We start from the raw sequence: 20,316 nt of genomic DNA, 5'->3' as shown, positions 1-20,316 counted from the left end.
TTATAAGTCTCGGCACTTTTAGTGACAAGTCGTTGTATGCCGACCATGAGCCAAACCGAACCGCTAGACCAAGATCCCGTGTTCCAGCTGAAGGGCAGCATGCTCGCCATTACGGTGCTGGAACTGGCCCGTAACGACCTCGAGGGCCTCGACCGGCAATTGGCCGCCAAGGTCGCCCAGGCGCCTGGTTTTTTCAGCAATGCGCCGCTGGTACTGGCCCTGGACAAACTCCCGGCCAGCGAAGGTGCGGTCGATCTGCCGGGCCTGATGCGCGTCTGCCGCCAGCATGGCCTGCGCACCCTGGCGATCCGTGCCAGCCGCATTGAAGACATCGCAGCGGCCATCGCGGTCGATCTGCCGGTGCTGCCGCCCTCCGGCGCGCGTGAGCGTGCGCTGGACCTGAACGAAGGCGCCGTTGCAAAAAAACCGGAAAAACCGCCGGAGCCGACGATCAAACCGACCAAAATCATCACTTCGCCAGTACGCGGTGGCCAGCAGATTTATGCACAAGGCAGCGACCTGGTGGTGATCTCCTCGGTCAGTCCTGGGGCGGAACTTCTCGCCGATGGCAACATCCATGTATACGGCCCCATGCGTGGCCGGGTGTTGGCCGGCGTCAAAGGCGACACCAAGGCCAGGATTTTCTGTCAGCAAATGAGCGCTGAACTGGTTTCGATCGCAGGACATTACAAGGTCTCCGAAGACCTGCGTCGCGACCCGTTATGGGGTTCGGGCGTACAGGTCAGCCTGTCGGGCGATGTGTTGAACATCATTCGGCTTTAACGGATACTGCCGCATTTTCCAAGCATCTCTAAAACGTAGCGAAAACGGCTCAAACGAAGTAGGAAACAGGCCAAAAGCAGTGTTTACCGGGGGTAAACGCCGCTCACAACCGAACTCCAGCCAAGGCTGTCCGACTGCAGTAGTTTTCAAGAGATGTTTTTCAGGGGCTAAAAGTCCTTTTTCCTTAGGGGTGAAACACCTTGGCCAAGATTCTCGTGGTTACATCCGGCAAGGGTGGTGTGGGTAAGACCACCACCAGCGCCGCTATCGGTACCGGCCTCGCTCTGCGCGGCCATAAAACAGTGATCGTCGACTTCGACGTGGGTTTGCGTAACCTCGACCTGATCATGGGTTGCGAACGTCGCGTGGTGTATGACTTCGTCAACGTGGTCAACGGCGAAGCCAACCTGCAACAGGCCCTGATCAAAGACAAGCGCCTGGAAAACCTCTACGTCCTGGCCGCCAGCCAGACCCGCGACAAAGACGCGCTGACCGTCGAAGGCGTGGAAAAAGTCCTGATGCAACTCAAGGAAGACTTTGAGTTCGTGGTCTGCGACTCCCCGGCAGGCATCGAGAAAGGTGCCCACCTGGCCATGTACTTCGCTGACGAAGCGATCGTCGTGACCAACCCGGAAGTGTCCTCGGTTCGAGATTCCGACCGCATGCTCGGCCTGCTGGCCAGCAAGTCCCGTCGCGCCGAACGCGGCGAAGACCCGATCAAGGAACACTTGCTGATTACCCGTTATCACCCGGAACGTGTGAGCAAAGGCGAAATGCTCGGCGTAGAAGACGTCAAGGAAATCCTCTCGGTAACCCTGCTCGGCGTGATCCCGGAATCCCAGGCGGTGCTCAAGGCATCCAACCAGGGCGTTCCCGTGATCCTCGACGACCAGAGCGATGCCGGCCAGGCCTACAGCGATACCGTAGATCGCCTGCTGGGCAAGACCGTGGATCATCGATTCCTCGATGTACAGAAGAAGGGATTCTTCGAGCGCCTGTTTGGAGGCAACTAAGCAATGAACCTTTTTGACTTCTTTCGTGCCAACAAAAAGCAAAGCACCGCGTCGGTAGCGAAAGAGCGTCTACAGATCATCGTGGCGCACGAACGCGGCCAACGCAGTACCCCGGACTACCTGCCAGCCTTGCAGAAGGAACTGGTCGAGGTGATTCGCAAGTACGTCAATATCGGGTCCGATGACGTGCACGTCGCACTGGAAAGCCAGGGCAGCTGCTCGATTCTGGAACTCAATATCACCCTGCCAGATCGCTGAGTCGATCCGGCTGGAGCCACGGCGGCTCGTTCATTCGAAGCGCCCGATGTAGGAGCCGGCTTGCTGGCGATGCAGGCAACGCAATGTGATTTACAACGCGTTGAAACAATCGCCAGCAAGCCGGCACCTACGCAGATCGGGGTGTGGGAATGATCGAGCCGCCGTTGGCGTTTGTTACGAGGCTGTTTTAATGCCGCTGTCCAATGTCCAAATCATTCATCAGGATGCCGCCGTTCTGGTGGTGAACAAACCCACGTTGCTGCTCTCCGTCCCGGGTCGGGCCGATGACAACAAGGATTGCCTGATTACCCGCCTGCAGGAAAACGGTTACCCGGAAGCCCGCATCGTCCATCGCCTGGACTGGGAAACCTCCGGCATCATCCTGCTGGCTCGCGATCCCGATACGCACCGTGAGCTGTCCCGCCAATTTCACGACCGCGAAACCGAAAAGGCGTACACCGCGCTGTGCTGGGGCCAGCCCGAGCTGGACAGCGGCAGCATCGATTTACCGCTGCGCTATGATCCGCCGACCAAGCCACGCCATGTGGTCGACCATGAGTTCGGTAAAAACGCCCTGACCTTCTGGCGCGTACTGGAACGCTGTGGCGACTGGTGCCGCGTCGAGCTCACGCCGATCACCGGACGCTCGCACCAGTTGCGTGTGCATATGCTGTCGATCGGTCACCCACTGCTGGGCGACGGGCTCTATGCTCACGAACAAGCCCTGGCCGCCTGGCCTCGCCTGTGCCTGCACGCGAGCATGCTCAGCTTCACTCATCCGCAAAGTGGCGAACGCCTGCGCTTTGAGTGCCCGGCACCGTTCTAGTAGCCAATGCCCTCTGTAGGGATTTGCTAGTCAGCAGTCCCCCGCCAATTCTCTGACCAATACGTTAAACTGGCGCCATTGCTGTCTGGAGCTTCTTATGCGCGAAGAGTTGAACCAAGGCCTGATCGACTTTCTCAAGGCCTCCCCTACCCCGTTCCATGCCACTGCCAGCCTTGTTCAGCGACTGGAAGCAGCAGGCTATCAACGCCTGGACGAGCGTGAGCCCTGGTCCACCGAAGCCAATGGTCGCTACTACGTCACGCGTAACGACTCTTCGATCGTTGCGATCAAAATGGGCCGCCATTCGCCGCTGCACGGCGGCATTCGCCTGGTCGGCGCCCACACCGACAGCCCGTGCCTGCGGGTCAAGCCGCAACCGGAACTGCAACGCCAAGGCTTCTGGCAACTGGGCGTCGAAGTGTATGGCGGCGCGCTGCTGGCACCGTGGTTCGATCGTGACCTGTCCCTGGCCGGCCGCGTGACCTTCCGCCGTGACGGTAAGGTCGAGAGCCAGTTGATCGACTTCAAGGCACCGATCGCAATCATTCCGAACCTGGCCATTCACCTCAATCGTGAGGCCAACATGGGCTGGGCGATCAATGCCCAGACCGAATTGCCACCGGTGCTGGCGCAATTCGCCGGTGACGAGCGCGTGGATTTCCGCGCTGTGATCACCGACCAACTCGCCCGCGAGCACGGCTTGAATGCCGATGTGGTGCTCGATTACGAGCTGAGCTTCTACGATACGCAAAGCGCCGCGGTTATCGGCCTTCACGGTGATTTCATCGCTGGCGCCCGCCTGGACAACCTGCTGTCGTGTTACGCCGGCCTGCAAGCGTTGCTGACCGCCGACACCGACGAAACTTGTGTACTGGTCTGCAATGATCACGAAGAAGTCGGTTCCTGTTCTGCTTGCGGCGCCGATGGCCCGATGCTCGAACAAACCCTGCGTCGCCTGTTGCCCGAAGGTGACGAATTCGTACGCACCATTCAGAAATCCCTGCTGGTTTCGGCCGACAATGCCCACGGCGTGCACCCCAACTACGCCGACAAGCACGACGCCAACCACGGCCCGAAACTCAACGCCGGCCCGGTGATCAAGGTCAACAGCAATCAGCGCTACGCCACCAACAGCGAAACCGCTGGTTTCTTCCGCCATTTGTGCATGGCCGAAGAAGTACCGGTGCAGAGCTTCGTGGTGCGCAGCGACATGGGCTGCGGCTCGACCATCGGCCCGATCACCGCCAGTCACCTGGGTGTGCGCACCGTGGACATCGGCCTTCCGACGTTCGCCATGCACTCGATCCGTGAACTGTGCGGCAGCCACGACCTGGCGCATCTGGTCAAAGTGCTGAGTGCTTTCTACGCCTGCCGCGAGCTGCCGTAGAACCCCGTGCAAGAGCTGCCACAGCCTGCGGCAGCTCCTGCACGGATCGCAGGAAATCCACCTAGACTTCAATTATCCCTTTCGACAAGGCAGTCGCCATGATCTCGCTATCCTCGTTCCACGCCATGCTGATTCCGATTCTTATCGGTATGTTGATGCTGGCAGTCGGCTTCAACTTTCGTGACAAAAATGCCGGCGTACTCGCCATGTGGCTCGGCATGCTGCTGATCCTTGCCACTGTGATCTTCAAGATCCTCGCCAAACTCAACGAATAAATTATCCCCCGACTCGCTTTGAATTTGACGGGCTCGTACACTCGGTCGATCCGCTCACTCTGAGGTTGACCGCCTAGTGTCCGCTCGTCTTTTCGCTCTGCCGTGTTTGCTCCTTGTCTGCCTGCTGTCGCTGCTGCCAGTGGCGCCTGCCCAGGCCGTGGGTTTGCCGAGCCTGCTCAACAGCTCCTCGAAAGCCCAGCCAGAAGCGCAGGAGCCCTTGGCTCAATCACTGGACGAAGTGATCAAGTCCCTGGAAAACGATCAGCAACGAAGCAAATTGCTGGCGGACTTGAAGACACTGCGCGATGCCACGAAAAAGGCGCAACCCGTCGCCGAAGAGGGGGTACTGGGCCTCATTGGCGGCACGCTCGCCAGCTTCGAGAAACAATTTTCCGGCGCCGACAGCCCGATTACACGCTGGTCCAACGAATTCGACCAGGCCAAGGACGAACTCACGGCGCGGATACTGCCGGCCAATGAATGGCTGCCAATCATTTTCGCCTTTGCCCTGATTCTGATGCTCTGGAGCCTGCTGGCGGCTGCGTTGATCTGGATCAGCCACCGGGTGCGCATGCGTTTCGGGTTGACCGAAGAACTGCCACAGCACCCCAGGGCCGTGGACATGTTGCGCTTCGCCTTGCGCAAGCTCGGGCCTTGGCTGATTGCCTTGGTCATCACGGTCTACATGAGCTACGCCCTGCCGTCGTCATTGGGCAAAAGCCTGGCGATGGTGCTGGCCTATGCACTGGTGGTCGGCACCTGTTTCTCCGCCATCTGTGTGATCGCTTTCTCCCTGCTCGACGGCCCGCACCGCCACCGTGCCTTGCACATCTTGCGGCATCAGGCGTTTCGACCCCTGTGGCTGATCGGCAGCTTCGCCGCTTTTGGTGAAGCCCTGAGCGATCCGCGATTGATCGAAAGCCTTGGCGTGCACTTGGCGCACACGGCAGCGACGGTGGCCAACGTGTTGGCGGCGCTGTCCACCGGCTTGTTCATCCTGCGATTCCGTCGCCCGATCGCCCACCTGATACGCAACCAGCCACTGTCCCGCCGCCTGACCCGCCGCGCCCTCAGCGATACCATCGAAATCCTCGGCACCTTCTGGTATGTCCCGGCACTGGTGCTGGTGGGCATTTCCCTGTTCGCCACGTTTGTTTCTGCCGGTGACACCAGCACTGCCCTGCGCCAGTCGCTGATCTGCACGGTATTGCTGGTGTTGTGCATGGTGATCAACGGCCTGGTACGTCGCCACTCCCTGAAACCGCAACGCGGGGTCAAACGCCACGCGCTGTATTCCGAACGCTTGAAAAGCTTCTTTTATACCCTTGCCCATTTGCTGGTATGGCTGGCGTTCATCGAACTCGGACTGCGAGTCTGGGGCATGTCGCTGATTGCGTTCACCGAAGGCGAGGGCCATGAAATCAGTGTCAAGCTGTTCAGCCTCATCGGCACGCTGATCTTCGCCTGGCTGATCTGGATCCTCAGCGACACCGCCGTGCACCACGCCCTCACCCGCTCCCGAAAAGGCCTGGCCAACGCCCGCGCGCAAACGATGATGCCGCTGATCCGCAACGTATTGTTCGTGGCGATCTTCATCATCGCGCTGATCGTCGCGCTGGCGAACATGGGCATGAACGTCACGCCACTGCTGGCCGGTGCCGGCGTTATCGGCCTGGCCATCGGCTTTGGTGCGCAATCACTGGTGGCCGACCTGATCACCGGCTTGTTTATCATCATCGAAGACTCCCTGGCCATCGACGACTACGTGGACGTCGGCGGTCACCTCGGCACGGTCGAAGGCCTGACTATCCGTACGGTGCGCCTGCGGGACATCGACGGCATCGTCCACACCATTCCGTTCAGCGAAATCAAAAGCATCAAGAACTACTCCCGGGAGTTCGGCTATGCCATCTTCCGCGTCGCGATTCCTGCCAACATGGACATCGATAGCGCAATCAAACTCATGCGTGACGTCGGGCAGAAAATGCGCACCGATCCCCTGCAACGACGCAACATCTGGTCGCCACTTGAGTTTCAGGGTGTGGAAAGCTTCGAGTCCGGCAATGCGGTCCTGCGCGCCCGGTTCAAGACTGCGCCGATCAAACAATGGGAAGTGTCCCGTGCGTTCAACCTGTCGCTGAAACGACACATGGACGAAGCCGGGATGGATTTGGCTATGCCGCGCATGAGCATTCAAGTGATGACGGCCGGTGGTGGACTGGAGAAGGGGTGATGCTGATCTTAAGTTTCAGTCCCGCCCTGATTAGCCTTCCCATGAATACGCGGCATTAGTATTCAAACGACATCAACGCCAACATGAATCGCATCATGCCGCCAAAACTCCAGATCGCAATCGATCAGCCGCTCATGCTGATCGTAATTGACCCGGGCAATCCGTAAGCCCGGGCTCCCCACCGACACCCGCAAGGCCGCTGCCGCATCCGCGGACAACGCCGTCGGCACAATCTCGAACCGCACCCGCCCGTAATGCAAGTCGTAATGTCGCGCATAAAGCTCGGTAATCGACTGGTTCAAATCAAAGTCCAGGATCCCCGGGAAAAACTGCGGGTTCAGATAATGCTCCACGTACAACACCAAGCGGCCGTCAATGCGTCGCGATCGGCAGATCTGAATCACGCTCGACAGCGCCGGCAACTGCAACCAGGCACAGACCGCCGCCGAGGCTGGCTGCAAACGCGCAGAGATCACTTCAGTGGACGGCACCCGCCCCTGCGCACCGACCATCGCGTGAAAGTGGCTGCGCTGCATCAGGTTATAGGCCAGGCGCGGTGGCGAGACGAACCAGCCCCGGCGTTCTTCGCGATAAATCTGCCCCTGAGCCTCCAGCTGCAACAACGCCTCGCGCACCGTAATGCGCGTCGTACCGAACAACTCACTGAGCTTGCGCTCGGCCGGCAGCTTGCTGCCAGGCGTCAGCAACCCATGGTCAAGTTGCTCCTGCAGCACTTGGCCGATGGCTGTCACCGCTTTTGTTGCCTCGTCGCGCATCAACGTTACCTATCTGGACTAGACCAGCACTGTTTCGGGGCAGAACCGCGCTGTAAATCGGCTCTGTCTACGTCCTGTAAGCGTAGGCAGTGCAGATGACTGAGAGATGACAAGTCTGGGGACGGGTCATCTGCAGGGCGCGTTGAAATCCGTGCAATACATCTGCCAAGTGCTTGTACTGCGGGCATTTGCCAATGGTCTACGCTTACTTGGCAGCCGTCAGTACCGGGCAAATAAAACGCCTGTCGGGCGACGAACGACATCAAAGTGTCATCCAGCCCCCCTAAATTGGCTCAGGTATTGCTGACCTAGACCAACACAAACCGCAATCGCAGCGTTGAACACGACCCAAGGAGCTTCGGAATGAAACAGTTTTTCCTGGCATCACTGTTAGGCTCGACCATTGCCATGTGCACCGCCGCCATGGCGGCTGATGATTTGAAAACCCTCGAAGCCGCTGCGAAAGCGGAAGGCGCAGTCAACAGCGTCGGCATGCCCGATGACTGGGCCAACTGGAAAGGCACCTGGGAAGACCTGGCCAAGAAATATGGCTTGAAACACATCGATACCGACATGAGCTCGGCCCAGGAAATTGCCAAGTTCGCCGCGGAAAAAGACAACGCCAGTGCCGACATCGGCGACGTCGGCGCCGCCTTCGGCCCGATTGCGGTCAAGCAAGGTGTGGTGCAACCGTACAAACCGTCCACCTGGGACCAGGTACCCGACTGGGCCAAGGACAAGGACGGCAACTGGGCGTTGGCCTACACCGGCACCATCGCCTTCATCGTCAACAAGAAATTGCTGCACGGTTCCGAAGTACCCACCAAATGGGCAGACCTCAAGTCTGGCAAATACAAAGTGTCCATCGGTGACGTGAGCACCGCGGCTCAGGCAGCCAACGGCGTACTGGCCGCAGCACTGGCCAATGGCGGCGACGAGAAAAACCTGCAGCCTGCGTTGCTGATGTTTGCCGATATCGCCAAGCAGGGTCGCCTGTCGATGGCCAACCCGACCATTGCCACCATGGAAAAAGGCGAGATCGAAGTCGGTGTGGTCTGGGACTTCAATGGCCTGAGCTACAAGGCCAAAATGGCCAACCCGGATGACTATGTCGTGCTGATCCCATCCGATGGCTCGGTGATTTCCGGCTACACCACCATCATCAACAAATACGCGAAAAACCCGAACGCCGCCAAGCTGACCCGTGAGTACATCTTCAGTGACGCCGGGCAGATCAACCTGGCCAAAGGTAATGCCCGTCCGATCCGTGCTGAACACATCACGTTGCCCGAAGACGTGAAAGCCAAGCTGCTGCCAAACGAGCAGTACAAAAAGGTCACGCCGATCAAGGACGCGGATGCCTGGGAGAAAACGTCCAAGGCCTTGCCGCAGAAGTGGAACGAAGAAGTCATCGTCGAAATGAAGTAATGCTTCATCTGTAGGAGCGAGGCTTGCCCGCGAAGCGGCACTGACATTCAACATCCCTGTTGGCTGAAAGTCCGCCTTCGCGAGCAAGCTTCGCGCCTATGGGTTTCGCTGATATTCATTGTTTTGCGGAGTCATCGCCCCTATGAATCACAACGTCATCCTTGTGGTGCTCGACGGCCTCAACTACGAAGTCGCCAGCCACGCCATGGGGCACCTGCAAGCCTATGTCGGCGCAGGACGCGCAGCGCTCTACAAGCTGGAGTGCGAATTGCCGGCCCTGTCCCGCCCTCTGTACGAATGCATCCTGACCGGCGTCACGCCGATCGACAGCGGCATCGTCCACAACAATGTCTCGCGCCTGTCGAACCAGCGCAGCATCTATCACTATGCCACTGACGCCGGGCTGAAAACCGCTGCGGCGGCATACCACTGGGTCAGTGAGTTGTACAACCGCTCGCCGTTCGTCGCGGCGCGTGATCGTCATACCGACAACCCCGACCTACCGATCCAGCACGGGCATTTTTACTGGAACGATCATTATCCCGACTCGCATCTGTTTGCCGATGCCGAAAACCTGCGTTTGCGCCATGCGCCGAATTTCCTGCTGGTGCATCCCATGAACATTGACGACGCCGGGCACAAGCACGGACTCGAAACTGCGCAATACCGAAACAGCGCGCGCTCCGCCGACATCATCATCGCCGACTATCTGCAAGGCTGGCTCGACGCGGGTTATCAAGTGCTGGTGACAGCCGATCACGGCATGAATAACGACCGGTCCCACAACGGCCTGCTGCCCGAGGAACGCGAAGTTCCGCTGTTCGTGCTCGGTGATGCCTTCAGTCTCAATGCCGATGCCGTCCCGAAACAGACGCAAATCTGCGGCACCGTCTGCGAGCTGCTGGGCGTCCCCCACGACAAACCTGTGTGCCGGGAGCTGCTCAAGTGAATGCCATCACTCGCGGCAAATGGCTGGCGGCTTTGTGCCTGGTGCCCTTCGCTCTGTTCTTTATCGTGTTCGAAATCGCCCCGCTGGTGTGGGTGATGATCAACAGCCTCGAATCGGAAGAATTCGGTTGGGGCCTCGCCAACTTCACCAAGATTTTCAATTCGAAGTTCTATTTGCAGGCAATCCGCTACAGCCTCGAGATCAGCTTCTGGTCCAGCGTATTCGGAATCATCATCGCGGTGCTCGGCGCTTATTCACTGCGTCGGGTCGATTCGAAACTGCGCAACTTCGTCAACGCCTTCGCCAACATGACCAGTAACTTCGCCGGCGTGCCCTTGGCTTTCGCGTTCATCATCCTGCTCGGCTTCAACGGCAGCTTCACCATCATGCTCAAGCAGGCCGGGATCATTCAGGACTTCAACCTGTATTCGAAAACCGGGCTGATCATCCTCTACACCTATTTTCAGATCCCGCTCGGCGTGCTGCTGCTCTACCCGGCGTTCGACGCCTTGCGCGAGGACTGGCGCGAATCCGCTGCGCTGCTGGGCGCCAATGGCTGGCAGTTCTGGCGCCACATCGGCCTGCCGGTGCTGACCCCGGCATTGCTCGGCACCTTCGTGATCCTGCTGGCCAACGCCCTCGGCGCCTACGCCACGGTGTATGCCCTGACCACCGGCAACTTCAACGTGCTGCCGATCCGGATCGCGGCAATGGTATCCGGTGACATTTCCCTCGACCCCAACCTCGCCAGCGCCCTGGCCGTAGTGCTCGTGGCGTTGATGACCCTGGTGACCATCGTGCATCAGCTGCTGTTGAAGAGGAGCTACCATGTCTCGCGCTGAATTGGGACCTATCGGGGTCTACCACAGGGTGGTGGTCTACCTGCTGTTCGCGATCCTGCTGCTGCCATTGCTCGGCACATTCATCTACTCGATCTCCAGCAGTTGGTCGGCGACCATTCTGCCCAGCGGCTTCAGTATCAAATGGTACGTGCAATTGTGGAGCGACCCGCGCTTTCTCAGTGCTTTCGGCCAGTCGCTGCTGGTCTGTGTCGGTGCACTGGTCCTGTCGGTGGTACTGATCCTGCCGCTGCTGTTCGTGGTGCATTACCACTTTCCAAAACTCGATGCGCTGATGAACATCCTGATCCTGCTGCCCTTCGCGGTGCCGCCAGTGGTGTCGTCGGTCGGTCTGTTGCAGCTCTACGGCTCGGGGCCGTTCGCCATGGTCGGCACACCGTGGATCCTGATCGGTTGCTACTTCACTGTGGCATTGCCCTTCATGTACCGGGCGATCACCAACAACCTGCAAGCGATCAACCTGCGTGACCTGATGGACGCCGCGCAACTGCTCGGCGCCAGCACCTTTCAGGCGGCATTCCTGGTGGTGCTGCCGAACCTGCGCAAGGGCTTGATGGTGGCGTTGCTGCTGTCGTTTTCGTTCCTGTTCGGTGAATTCGTGTTCGCCAACATCCTCGTCGGCACCCGTTACGAAACCCTGCAGGTCTACCTCAACAACATGCGCAACAGCAGCGGACATTTCACCAGTGCGCTGGTGATTTCCTACTTCTTCTTTGTGCTGGTCTTGACCTGGATTGCCAACATCTTGAACAGGGACAAAAGCGAATGAGCTATGTCAGCGTCCAACATCTTCAGAAAAACTACGCGGGCACCACGGTGTTCAGCGACATCAACTGCGAAATCCAGAAAGGCGAATTCGTCACCCTGCTCGGCCCGTCCGGTTGCGGCAAATCGACCCTGCTGCGCTGCATCGCCGGACTGACCTCGGTAGATGGCGGCAAGATCCTGCTTGATGGCATCGACATCGTGCCGCTGAGCCCGCAAAAACGCGGGATCGGCATGGTGTTCCAGAGTTATGCGCTGTTTCCCAACATGACCGTGGAACAGAACGTCGCCTTCGGTTTGCGCATGCAAAAGGTCAACTCGGACGACAGCCAGAAGCGCGTCGCCGAAGTTCTGAGGCTGGTGGAGCTGCAAGATTTTGCCGCCCGCTATCCGCATCAACTGTCGGGTGGCCAGTGCCAGCGCGTCGCCCTTGCCCGCTCGCTGGTGACCCGCCCTCGCCTGTTGCTGCTGGATGAACCGCTGTCGGCGCTCGATGCGCGAATTCGTAAACACCTGCGCGAACAGATCCGTCAGATCCAGCGCGAACTGGGTTTGACCACGATTTTCGTCACACATGATCAGGAAGAAGCGCTAACCATGTCTGATCGGATTTTCCTGATGAATCAGGGAAAAATCGTACAAAGCGGCGATGCCGAAACCCTCTATACAGCGCCGGTCGATGTGTTCGCCGCCGGGTTCATCGGTAACTACAATCTGCTGGATGCCGAGAGCGCGACGAAGCTGTTGCAGCGGCCGATCAATCATCGAATCGCGATTCGCCCGGAAGCCATCGAACTGAGCCTCAACGGTGAACTCGACGCGCAAATACGCAGCCACAGCCTGCTGGGCAACGTGATCCGCTACCGCATTGAAGCCCGCGGCGTAGAGCTGGTGGTCGATGTACTCAACCGCTCGGCCTCCGATTTGCATCCCGATGGTCAGCGTCTGGCGCTTTCCATCGATCCGACGGCCCTGTGTGAGGTAGCCTGATGACCTTGCTGACGTTGAAGAGAGAACTGCACTGATGGCCCTGGCAATTTTTGATCTGGACGAAACCCTGATCCACGGCGACTGCGCCTCGCTGTGGAGCGAACAAATGGTCCGCCTCGGCTGGGTCGATGGCGAATCCTTCCTGCGTCGCGACAAGGAACTGATGGACGCCTACGGCCGAGGTCACCTGGCGATGGAAGACTACATGGCCTTCAGCCTGGAGCCATTGATCGGTCGTACACCGGCTGAGGTCGAACACCTGGTCGGCCCATGGGTGGAAGACTTCATCGAACCGATCATCTTCAGCGACGCCACCAAGACCATCGCCGCGCACCGCAAGGCCGGCGACCGCATCCTGGTGATCTCGGCCTCCGGCACGCACCTGGTGGCGCCGATTGCCGAGCGCCTGGGCATCGACGAGATTCTCGGGATCGAACTGGAGGTGGCCCACGGTGCTTACACCGGCAACACCGTCGGCACCCTGACCTACCGCGAAGGCAAGATCACCCGGCTGCTGGAGTGGCTGGATGCAGAAGAGGAAAACCTTGAAGGCGCGAGTTTTTATTCCGATTCACGCAATGATTTGCCGTTGTTGCTGAAGGTGGATTTCCCACATGTGGTGAACCCGGACCCGGTGCTGCGTGAACAGGCGGAAAAAGCCGGCTGGCCAATCCATATCTGGAAGTAACCCGCTCGTGTAGGAGCAAGGCTTGCCCGCGATTCAGGCGACTCGGTATGTTTGGCAGACCGTGTCATCGATCATCGCGGGCAAGCCTCGCTCCTACGGGGGTTATCAGGTCAGGCTTTCATCAATCACCAACACCAGCTTCCCAGCCACCGTGTTGCTCGCCAACTCTGCAAACGCCGCTTCGGCATCCTTGATCGGGAAGGCCTTGGCCAGTTGCGGGCTCAACCGGCCTTCAGCAAACAGCGGCCACACGTGCTGGCGCAGATCACTGAACAGATCCGCCTTGAACTGATCATCGCGGCTGCGCAGGGTCGAGCCCAACAGTTGCACACGCTTGGCCAGCACTTGCGCCAGATCAAGCCTGGCCTCACGGCCGCCCATCAACCCGATCAGCACCCAGCGCCCATCCAGAGCCATAAGCTTAAGGTTCAGCGCCGCGTAATTGCCTCCTACCGGGTCGAGGATGACATCGAACGGCCCCAGATCGCTCAAGCTCTCGAGATTGCCGCTACGGACCACACCGCCCTGGGCGCCAAGCTTTTCGCAATAGGCCAGCCGTTCGGCAGAACCGACACTGACCCAGCACGGATTTCCGAACGCCTTGCACAGCTGAATGGCAGCTGAACCGATTCCACTTGCTCCAGCGTGCAGCAGGACTTTTTCCCCTGGCTTGAGCGCAGCGAGTTGAAACAAATTCAACCAGACCGTTGCATACACTTCGGGCAACGCCGCCGCCTCCGCAAGCGACATTTCGTCGGGTACCGGCAGCACGTGCCGTCCGTCGACAACCACTTCCTCGGCCATCCCGCCCCCGGCCAGCAAGGCGCAAACCCGATCGCCAACTTGCCAGGAAGAACCCGGCCCGACCTCGCTGATCACGCCCGAACACTCTAGACCGAGCACCTTGCTGGCCCCAGGTGGTGGCGGATACAGCCCTGCCTTCTGTAATAAGTCGGCACGATTGAGTCCCGCAGCCGACACCCGGATGCGAACTTGTCCTACATCACACGCAGGACTCGGCTCTTCAAGCCACTCCACTTGACCGTCAACGCCTTGCAATGCTTTCACAGTGCCTCCATAGTGAGTCTGGACTGAGCCCGAAGCTGTAGCGCCGGGCTTTTTGCATTATGCGACCGGCCCTTGTGGAACCGGCGACTTCAAAGACGGCCTAATATGCGTTATCAATTGTCCCCGCGTCGAATCAACATGAAGCGTTTGTTCCCCAGCACCGCCCTCGCTCTTTTCATCGGTATCGGCCTGCTGCCGATGTCCGGCAACACTTTCGCAGCCAACAGCTGGGACAAGCTTCAACCTGATCGTGACGAAGTCATCGCCAGTCTGAATGTCGTGGAACTGCTCAAGCGTCATCACTACAGCAAACCACCGCTCGATGATGCGCGCTCGGTGATCATCTACGACAGCTATCTCAAATTGCTCGACCCGTCGCGCAGCTATTTCATGGCCAGCGACATTGCCGAGTTCGACAAGTGGAAGACCCAGTTCGACGACTTCCTCAAAAGCGGCGATCTCAACGCCGGGTTCACCATCTACAAGCGCTACCTGGACCGCGTCAAAGCGCGTCTGGACTTTGCCCTTGCCGAGTTGAACAAGGGTGTCGACAAGATTGACTTCACCACCAAGGAAACCTTGCTGATCGATCGCAAGGACGCGCCTTGGCTCAAGTCCACCGCAGAACTCGACGACCTGTGGCGCAAGCGCGTCAAGGACGAAGTCCTGCGCCAGAAGATCGCCGGCAAGGATTCCAAGCAGATCCAGGAAACCCTGACCAAGCGCTACAAGAACCAGTTGGCGCGTCTGGACCAGACCCGCGCGGAAGACATCTTCCAGGCGTACATCAACACCTTCGCCATGTCCTACGACCCGCATACCAACTACCTGTCGCCGGATAATGCAGAAAACTTCGACATCAACATGAGCCTGTCCCTCGAGGGCATCGGCGCCGTGTTGCAGAGTGACAACGACCAGGTGAAAGTCGTGCGTCTGGTGCCGGCAGGTCCGGCCGACAAGACCAAGCAGGTCGCACCGGCCGACAAGATCATCGGCGTTGCCCAAGGCAACAAGGAAATGGTCGACGTGGTTGGCTGGCGTCTGGATGAAGTGGTCAAGTTGATCCGTGGCCCGAAAGGCACCGTGGTGCGTCTGGAAGTGATTCCGGCCAGCAATGCGCCGAACGACCAGACCAGCAAGATCGTGCCGATCACCCGTGAAGCGGTGAAGCTTGAAGACCAGGCGGTGAAAAAATCGGTCCTCAACCTCAAGCAGGATGGCAAGGACTACAAGCTTGGCGTCATCGAGATCCCGGCTTTCTATCTGGACTTCAAGGCGTTTCGCGCCGGTGATCCGGACTACAAGAGCACCACGCGCGACGTCAAGAAACTGCTGACCGAGTTGCAAAAGGACAAGGTCGACGGCGTGGTCATCGACCTGCGCAACAACGGCGGCGGTTCCTTGCAGGAAGCGACCGAGCTGACCAGCCTGTTCATCGACAAAGGCCCGACCGTACTGGTGCGTAACGCCGATGGCCGCGTCGATGTGCTCGAAGATGAAAATCCGGGTGCGTTCTACAAAGGCCCGATGGCGTTGCTCGTCAACCGTTTGTCCGCCTCGGCTTCGGAGATTTTTGCCGGCGCCATGCAGGACTACCACCGCGCGCTGATCATTGGCGGTCAGACCTTTGGTAAAGGCACCGTGCAGACCATTCAGCCGCTGAACCATGGCGAACTGAAGCTGACCCTGGCCAAGTTCTACCGGGTTTCCGGCCAGAGCACCCAGCATCAAGGCGTACTGCCGGACATCGACTACCCGTCGATCATCGACACCAAGGAAATCGGCGAAAGCGCCCTGCCGGAAGCCATGCCGTGGGACACCATCCGCGCGGCGATCAAGCCTGCGGTCGACCCGTTCAAGCCGTACATCACCCAGCTCAAGTCCGAGCATGATGTGCGTACCGCCAAAGACGCCGAGTTCGTGTTCATCCGCGACAAGCTGGCCCTGGCACAGAAGTTGATGAACGAAAAAACCGTCAGCCTCAACGAAGTCGAGCGTCGAGCCCAACACGCCGACATCGAAGCCAAGCAACTGACCATGGAAAACATCCGTCGCAAGGCCAAGGGCGAAGAGCCGCTCAAAGAGCTGAAGAAAGAAGACGAAGACGCCATCGCGGCCGAGCAAGACAAGACCAAGCCGGAAGACGATGCCTACCTGAGCGAAACCGGGCGCATCCTGCTGGACTACCTCAAGCTCAACACGGCGGTGGCCAAGCACTGAGTCATTATCAGCGACTGATGGCAATTTAATGCTGACGCTCCGCGGAGCGTCATCAAACAGTCATCAATCTGTCGTGAAATACAGGGCTGGGCGTGCTCTCTTTACCGAGAACACGCCCAGCCCTTTTTTTATCGCCAGAGACCGCCATGACCACAACCGAACAGCTGAGTGCGTTGAGCTCAATTCTGACTCAAGGCGGTTTGCACAGCCTGTTCCAGCCCATCATCAGCCTCTCTGAGCGACGAATTCTCGGCTACGAAGCCCTCAGCCGCGGGCCGTCGAACAGCCCGCTGCACTCCCCCATCGCGTTGTTCGCCGTCGCCCGCCAGGCCGGTCGCTTGAGCGAACTGGAAATCGCCTGCCGGCAGAGTGCCTGCCGACGGTTCAACGAACAGCAATTGCCCGGAAAACTGTTCCTCAACGTTTCACCCGAATCCCTGCTCGAGGCCGCGCATCAACCGGGTCGTACCCTGCAATTGCTGCAGGATTTCGGCATCCCGCCGAGCCAGGTGGTGATCGAACTCACCGAACAGGCGCCCATCGACGATTTCCAGTTGCTGCAAACCGCCCTGCATCACTACCGGGCGATGGGTTTTTCGATTGCCCTGGACGACTTGGGTGCAGGCTATTCAAGTTTGCGCCTGTGGTCGGAGTTGCGACCCGATTACGTGAAAATCGACCGACATTTCATCGACGGTATCCATCAGGACGCGCTCAAACGCGAGTTCGTCGGTTCAATCCTGCAAATCGCCAAGGCCTCACGGGCGCAGGTGATCGCTGAAGGTATCGAATTGTCGGAGGAACTGGCGGTACTGACCGAGATGGGCGTCGATCTGGTTCAGGGCTATCTGCTGTGCCGACCGCAGGAGCATCCACCCAAGGATGCCCGGCCCCTGATGCCAAGACAGGACAATGCCACCGTGGCGCTGAACGATGAAGCCAGCGACCTCAGTGCCCTGCTCAACGACCAGCCGGCAGTGGGCCGCGACACACCGACCGCCACGGTCCTGGAGGCCTTCCGTCGCCAGGCCAATCTCAACTCGCTGGCGGTGCTGGACGAACAAGGCCAACCCTGCGGCATCGTCCATCGACATTCGCTCTCCGACGCGCTGCTCAAGCCGTTCGCCACTGACCTGTTCGCCCGCAAACCGATCAGCCGCTTGATGAACGATGACTTCCTGGCCGTCGAGATGAGCCAGTCGCTGCAACAGGTCAGCCGCCTGATCACCAGCCGCGCTCGGCAACGTATCGAAGAAGACTTCATCATCACCCTCAACGGCAGCTACCTGGGCCTGGGGCGGGTGATCGACGTGCTCAAGCTGATTACCGAACTGAAAATCCAGCAGGCTCGCTACGCCAATCCGTTGACCCTGTTACCGGGTAACGTGCCGATCCAGCAATGCCTCACACGGCTGTTACAACAGCAACGCGAATCGGTGATCTGCTACGTCGACATCGACAGCTTCAAACCCTTCAACGATATCTATGGCTACGGCCGTGGCGATGAAGTCCTGCTGTGCCTGGCGCAATGCCTTAACGACCGGGTCGATCCGTCACGCGATTTCGTCGGGCATATCGGGGGAGATGACTTTCTACTGGTCCTTGGCCCGGAAGATTGGGGCCGACGGCTGAACCAGCTTCTGGACGACTTCCAGAGCCAGTGCCGCCGCTTCTACCGCGCCGAACACCTCGAAGCCGGCTGCTTCATCGCCCCCAACCGCCAGGGCGTGCGCCAGGAATTCCCGTTGCTTTCACTGTCCATCGGCGTGGTGCACCTACATCCAGAGGCCTGCGGAGAAATCGATGCCAGCCAATTGGCAGAAATGGCCTCCCAAGCCAAACACCACGCGAAGAACGTGCCGGGGTATAGCGTGCATGTGATTGATAGCCTGGCGGTGCCTACACCGGAAAGAGCACTTCTAATGGGACAGAGCTGACTGCTCCGACGCTATCGCGGGCAAGCCTAGCTCCTACAGGGTCCTGTGGCGCCTGCAGTTTTCGCAAACGCCCCCCCCCTGTAGGAGCGAGGCTTGCCCGCGATGGCGTCCGACCTAACAACCCCAAACTTTATGATGCCCTGGCCCGCAACCGGCGCCCCATCACATCCAACACATCACACCCATCCCGTAACGGAATGGCGCAGAGCAAGGCAAAGTCGCTGAGGATGAACGACTCACACTCGATCGAACCTCGCATGGATAGGTTCTCCATTACTTGGGTGACCGCTTGGATGCGGTAGCTGGCCGCGTCATACAGTACGTCGAGCGGCGCCTGGGTATCGACGAACAGAGTGGGCATGTCGTCGCTGTTGCTGGTGAGGGCCATGAAGCGACTTTCGGGGTGGGGAGTTGGTTTTTCGTAGGGTGGATCGGGTGTCAGTTTTTTCATCATTCTATTCCTAACGTATGGATGAGAGCCGCATACCTTCACTTCCACGCAATAGGTGGCGGCTGTACGCAGGTGTGGAAGACCGGTACGTTAGGCACCCGGCGCACTCGAAAGCGCCCCGCGCACAGCCACCATGAAAACGCAGACGAAAAACGCCGAACTGGTGGCGCTTGTTGCGCCTAACGATAGAAGGGCTTCCACGCCCTGCCACTGAATTTGCAGTGGCAGAGGAAAGACTATCGATGAGCACGGCTGCGCACCAGTTCATGAAAATCGACACGATTTGAAGGAAATCTCCTAGGACTATGAACGGAGATTTCGTAGGACCAAAAATTCTCACTACCAAGTTGATTGATCTTCCAGATTTGCCTTGTACAGATCATCTTTCCACTCTTCCAACGCTATTCTGTATATATCTTCAAAAAAAACCCGTGGATTGTCTATTTCCGTTTCATCCCACGCCATGGATATATTTTCGTCGTAATCGCTTTCAAATTGTTGTGAAAAATCAAAGTCCGGCATCGCCAACGTCGCTTCCAAAATTTGGAACAACAAGAAGCGATGCCTGTAGGTTAGATGATCAAACCTAGTTAAAATGAATTTCCTTATGATTTGTTCTCTATCATTTTTATCGTTCGGGTTGTACACCCACAGAGATGCTCCTAACGTTTCCTCGCGATCAAAAATAGATATTCCGCCCAACCAATAAAAAATAGTAGGTTCAAAAACAACATCAAATTTTGGCCACTTTAACAATTCAGCCTCCTATTTAGGGAATGCGGTATACGGCCGCAAAGTATTTTGATCAAATCTCACTTCAGAATAATTGAGATTTTCTATGTACTTTGGATTATTTATATCTTTCTTATTAGGCTTATACCCTCTACCTCCTCCTGGCATTTCCTTTTTAATTACAGGGTCCCCCTCTGGTGTATACCCAGTTGGAGATGTTCCCCTCTTGCTCATCCTATAGACAGCATCATTTAGAGCATTTAACTGTAAACGCCAATTTTTGAATTGAGAGCTGGATTGTATAGGCCCCCTCTGTCGCTTTATTGTTGGATGACTACCGTCAATTGATCGTTGCTTAAGCGCTCTATCAGGAATTTCAGGGTTGTGTTTTGCGACAGTATGCATTTTGTATTTTTTCTCGTATTCAAGTACCCGCCGCTTAGCATTTTTCTCAGCTAGCTCATCAATCCTTTCACGCCGCTGCTCGGTCGACATTTTCGGCAGCTGCGGCTCACCCTCATCAACTTTAACGCCACCAACACCATCCGGCACCGAACAATCCGGCCTATTCGCCCCCGGGCAATTCCCGCTCAACCCCAACGGATCCACCCACCCCGTCGGGTTCGGCGTATACCGATACGGGTTCAACCCGCCGGCCAGCTTCACCGGGTCCGGTG

The 20,316-nt window shown here is 58.2% G+C and carries 19 protein-coding genes and 1 pseudogene; 15 read left to right on the top strand and 5 right to left on the bottom strand.

All coding sequences use genetic code 11. The features are described 5' to 3' along the window. Nucleotides 1–45 precede the first annotated feature (45 nt). From minC to D8U73_RS18720, 7 genes are all read left to right on the top strand, one after another. Entirely contained in the window at nucleotides 46–783 is a 738-nt protein-coding gene (minC, locus tag D8U73_RS18745; RefSeq protein WP_056853867.1) for a septum site-determining protein MinC, read from the top strand. 200 nt (nucleotides 784–983) lie between these two features. Further along, nucleotides 984–1,796 carry a septum site-determining protein MinD gene (gene minD / locus D8U73_RS18740; RefSeq protein ID WP_007974946.1) on the top strand — a complete coding sequence of 271 codons (813 nt, stop codon included), beginning with the start codon at nucleotides 984–986 and terminating at the stop codon, nucleotides 1,794–1,796. A 3-nt stretch (nucleotides 1,797–1,799) separates the two neighbouring features. After that, nucleotides 1,800–2,054, top strand: a complete 255-nt coding sequence (minE, locus tag D8U73_RS18735; RefSeq protein WP_007974947.1) for a cell division topological specificity factor MinE — start codon at nucleotides 1,800–1,802, stop codon at nucleotides 2,052–2,054. 190 nt (nucleotides 2,055–2,244) lie between these two features. Then, the gene (locus D8U73_RS18730; RefSeq protein WP_056853851.1) at nucleotides 2,245–2,880 is read left to right on the top strand and encodes an RluA family pseudouridine synthase; all 636 of its coding nucleotides are present in this window, start codon (nucleotides 2,245–2,247) and stop codon (nucleotides 2,878–2,880) included. Nucleotides 2,881–2,977: 97 nt separating this feature from the next. Continuing rightward, nucleotides 2,978–4,267: a M18 family aminopeptidase gene (locus D8U73_RS18725; protein ID WP_056853852.1), complete on the top strand. Its 1,290-nt coding sequence runs from the start codon at nucleotides 2,978–2,980 to the stop codon at nucleotides 4,265–4,267. Between the two features lie 98 nt (nucleotides 4,268–4,365). Then, a complete protein-coding gene (locus D8U73_RS29230) occupies nucleotides 4,366–4,542 on the top strand; it encodes a hypothetical protein (RefSeq protein WP_177336566.1) in 177 nt (58 codons plus the stop codon). Nucleotides 4,543–4,618: 76 nt separating this feature from the next. Beyond that, on the top strand, nucleotides 4,619–6,775 hold the full coding sequence (locus D8U73_RS18720) for a mechanosensitive ion channel domain-containing protein (RefSeq protein WP_130905390.1): 2,157 nt from the start codon (nucleotides 4,619–4,621) through the stop codon (nucleotides 6,773–6,775). 62 nt (nucleotides 6,776–6,837) lie between these two features. Here D8U73_RS18720 and D8U73_RS18715 read toward each other — a convergent pair whose 3' ends face one another. After that, nucleotides 6,838–7,551, bottom strand: a complete 714-nt coding sequence (locus D8U73_RS18715; RefSeq protein WP_056853854.1) for a UTRA domain-containing protein — start codon at nucleotides 7,549–7,551, stop codon at nucleotides 6,838–6,840. A gap of 363 nt (nucleotides 7,552–7,914) precedes the next feature. On the opposite strand from D8U73_RS18715, the gene D8U73_RS18710 reads away from it, so the two are divergent. From D8U73_RS18710 to D8U73_RS18685, 6 genes are all read left to right on the top strand, one after another. Next, the gene (locus D8U73_RS18710; protein ID WP_056853855.1) at nucleotides 7,915–8,979 is read left to right on the top strand and encodes an ABC transporter substrate-binding protein; all 1,065 of its coding nucleotides are present in this window, start codon (nucleotides 7,915–7,917) and stop codon (nucleotides 8,977–8,979) included. A gap of 142 nt (nucleotides 8,980–9,121) precedes the next feature. Further along, nucleotides 9,122–9,928, top strand: coding sequence for an alkaline phosphatase family protein (locus D8U73_RS18705; protein ID WP_130905389.1), 807 nt, complete (start codon nucleotides 9,122–9,124; stop codon nucleotides 9,926–9,928). After that, nucleotides 9,925–10,770: an ABC transporter permease subunit gene (locus D8U73_RS18700; RefSeq protein WP_056853857.1), complete on the top strand. Its 846-nt coding sequence runs from the start codon at nucleotides 9,925–9,927 to the stop codon at nucleotides 10,768–10,770. Before D8U73_RS18705 ends, D8U73_RS18700 begins: the two co-directional genes overlap by 4 nt. Next, the gene (locus D8U73_RS18695) at nucleotides 10,757–11,557 is read left to right on the top strand and encodes an ABC transporter permease (RefSeq protein WP_130905388.1); all 801 of its coding nucleotides are present in this window, start codon (nucleotides 10,757–10,759) and stop codon (nucleotides 11,555–11,557) included. The genes D8U73_RS18700 and D8U73_RS18695 overlap by 14 nt, the downstream gene beginning before the upstream one ends. Beyond that, complete coding sequence (locus D8U73_RS18690) at nucleotides 11,554–12,543, top strand: ABC transporter ATP-binding protein (RefSeq protein WP_130905387.1); 990 nt, start codon at nucleotides 11,554–11,556, stop codon at nucleotides 12,541–12,543. The genes D8U73_RS18695 and D8U73_RS18690 overlap by 4 nt, the downstream gene beginning before the upstream one ends. Before the next feature lie 34 nt (nucleotides 12,544–12,577). Continuing rightward, entirely contained in the window at nucleotides 12,578–13,231 is a 654-nt protein-coding gene (locus D8U73_RS18685; protein WP_056853860.1) for an HAD family hydrolase, read from the top strand. 105 nt (nucleotides 13,232–13,336) lie between these two features. On the opposite strand, the gene D8U73_RS18680 is transcribed toward D8U73_RS18685, so the two are convergent. Further along, nucleotides 13,337–14,299, bottom strand: coding sequence for a zinc-binding dehydrogenase (locus D8U73_RS18680; RefSeq protein WP_056853861.1), 963 nt, complete (start codon nucleotides 14,297–14,299; stop codon nucleotides 13,337–13,339). Between the two features lie 138 nt (nucleotides 14,300–14,437). Between D8U73_RS18680 and D8U73_RS18675 the strand changes: the two genes are divergently transcribed. Next, entirely contained in the window at nucleotides 14,438–16,519 is a 2,082-nt protein-coding gene (locus D8U73_RS18675; RefSeq protein ID WP_162250573.1) for a carboxy terminal-processing peptidase, read from the top strand. A 146-nt stretch (nucleotides 16,520–16,665) separates the two neighbouring features. Beyond that, nucleotides 16,666–18,456, top strand: coding sequence for a bifunctional diguanylate cyclase/phosphodiesterase (locus D8U73_RS18670; protein ID WP_130905386.1), 1,791 nt, complete (start codon nucleotides 16,666–16,668; stop codon nucleotides 18,454–18,456). Nucleotides 18,457–18,586: 130 nt separating this feature from the next. Here the strand turns inward: D8U73_RS18670 and D8U73_RS18665 are convergent, their stop codons facing one another. The 3 genes and pseudogenes from D8U73_RS18665 to D8U73_RS18655 form a co-directional block, all read right to left on the bottom strand. After that, entirely contained in the window at nucleotides 18,587–18,907 is a 321-nt protein-coding gene (locus D8U73_RS18665) for a hypothetical protein (RefSeq protein WP_130905385.1), read from the bottom strand. A gap of 339 nt (nucleotides 18,908–19,246) precedes the next feature. Continuing rightward, nucleotides 19,247–19,663, bottom strand: a complete 417-nt coding sequence (locus D8U73_RS18660) for a hypothetical protein (protein ID WP_130905384.1) — start codon at nucleotides 19,661–19,663, stop codon at nucleotides 19,247–19,249. Between the two features lie 9 nt (nucleotides 19,664–19,672). Continuing rightward, nucleotides 19,673–20,316: pseudogene (locus D8U73_RS18655) on the bottom strand (type IV secretion protein Rhs); the annotation flags it as partial.

Origin of the sequence: Pseudomonas sp. Sample_22 (assembly GCF_004307635.1) — a bacterium.
Taxonomy (GTDB): Bacteria; Pseudomonadota; Gammaproteobacteria; order Pseudomonadales; family Pseudomonadaceae; genus Aquipseudomonas.
This window is presented reverse-complemented; position numbering and strand designations above follow the sequence as displayed.

What these genes read in the sequence shown, in the direction of transcription:
- D8U73_RS18685 (WP_056853860.1), top strand. Translation starts at nt 12,578, where the DNA reads ATGGCCCTGGCAATTTTTGATCTGGACGAAACCCTGATCCACGGCGAC.
- minE (WP_007974947.1), top strand. Translation starts at nt 1,800, where the DNA reads ATGAACCTTTTTGACTTCTTTCGTGCCAACAAAAAGCAAAGCACCGCG.
- D8U73_RS18665 (WP_130905385.1), bottom strand. Translation starts at nt 18,907, where the DNA reads ATGAAAAAACTGACACCCGATCCACCCTACGAAAAACCAACTCCCCAC.
- D8U73_RS18730 (WP_056853851.1), top strand. Translation starts at nt 2,245, where the DNA reads ATGCCGCTGTCCAATGTCCAAATCATTCATCAGGATGCCGCCGTTCTG.
- D8U73_RS18675 (WP_162250573.1), top strand. Translation starts at nt 14,438, where the DNA reads ATGAAGCGTTTGTTCCCCAGCACCGCCCTCGCTCTTTTCATCGGTATC.
- D8U73_RS18695 (WP_130905388.1), top strand. Translation starts at nt 10,757, where the DNA reads ATGTCTCGCGCTGAATTGGGACCTATCGGGGTCTACCACAGGGTGGTG.
- D8U73_RS18715 (WP_056853854.1), bottom strand. Translation starts at nt 7,551, where the DNA reads ATGCGCGACGAGGCAACAAAAGCGGTGACAGCCATCGGCCAAGTGCTG.
- D8U73_RS18690 (WP_130905387.1), top strand. Translation starts at nt 11,554, where the DNA reads ATGAGCTATGTCAGCGTCCAACATCTTCAGAAAAACTACGCGGGCACC.
- D8U73_RS29230 (WP_177336566.1), top strand. Translation starts at nt 4,366, where the DNA reads ATGATCTCGCTATCCTCGTTCCACGCCATGCTGATTCCGATTCTTATC.
- D8U73_RS18670 (WP_130905386.1), top strand. Translation starts at nt 16,666, where the DNA reads ATGACCACAACCGAACAGCTGAGTGCGTTGAGCTCAATTCTGACTCAA.
- D8U73_RS18705 (WP_130905389.1), top strand. Translation starts at nt 9,122, where the DNA reads ATGAATCACAACGTCATCCTTGTGGTGCTCGACGGCCTCAACTACGAA.
- minC (WP_056853867.1), top strand. Translation starts at nt 46, where the DNA reads ATGAGCCAAACCGAACCGCTAGACCAAGATCCCGTGTTCCAGCTGAAG.
- D8U73_RS18725 (WP_056853852.1), top strand. Translation starts at nt 2,978, where the DNA reads ATGCGCGAAGAGTTGAACCAAGGCCTGATCGACTTTCTCAAGGCCTCC.
- D8U73_RS18710 (WP_056853855.1), top strand. Translation starts at nt 7,915, where the DNA reads ATGAAACAGTTTTTCCTGGCATCACTGTTAGGCTCGACCATTGCCATG.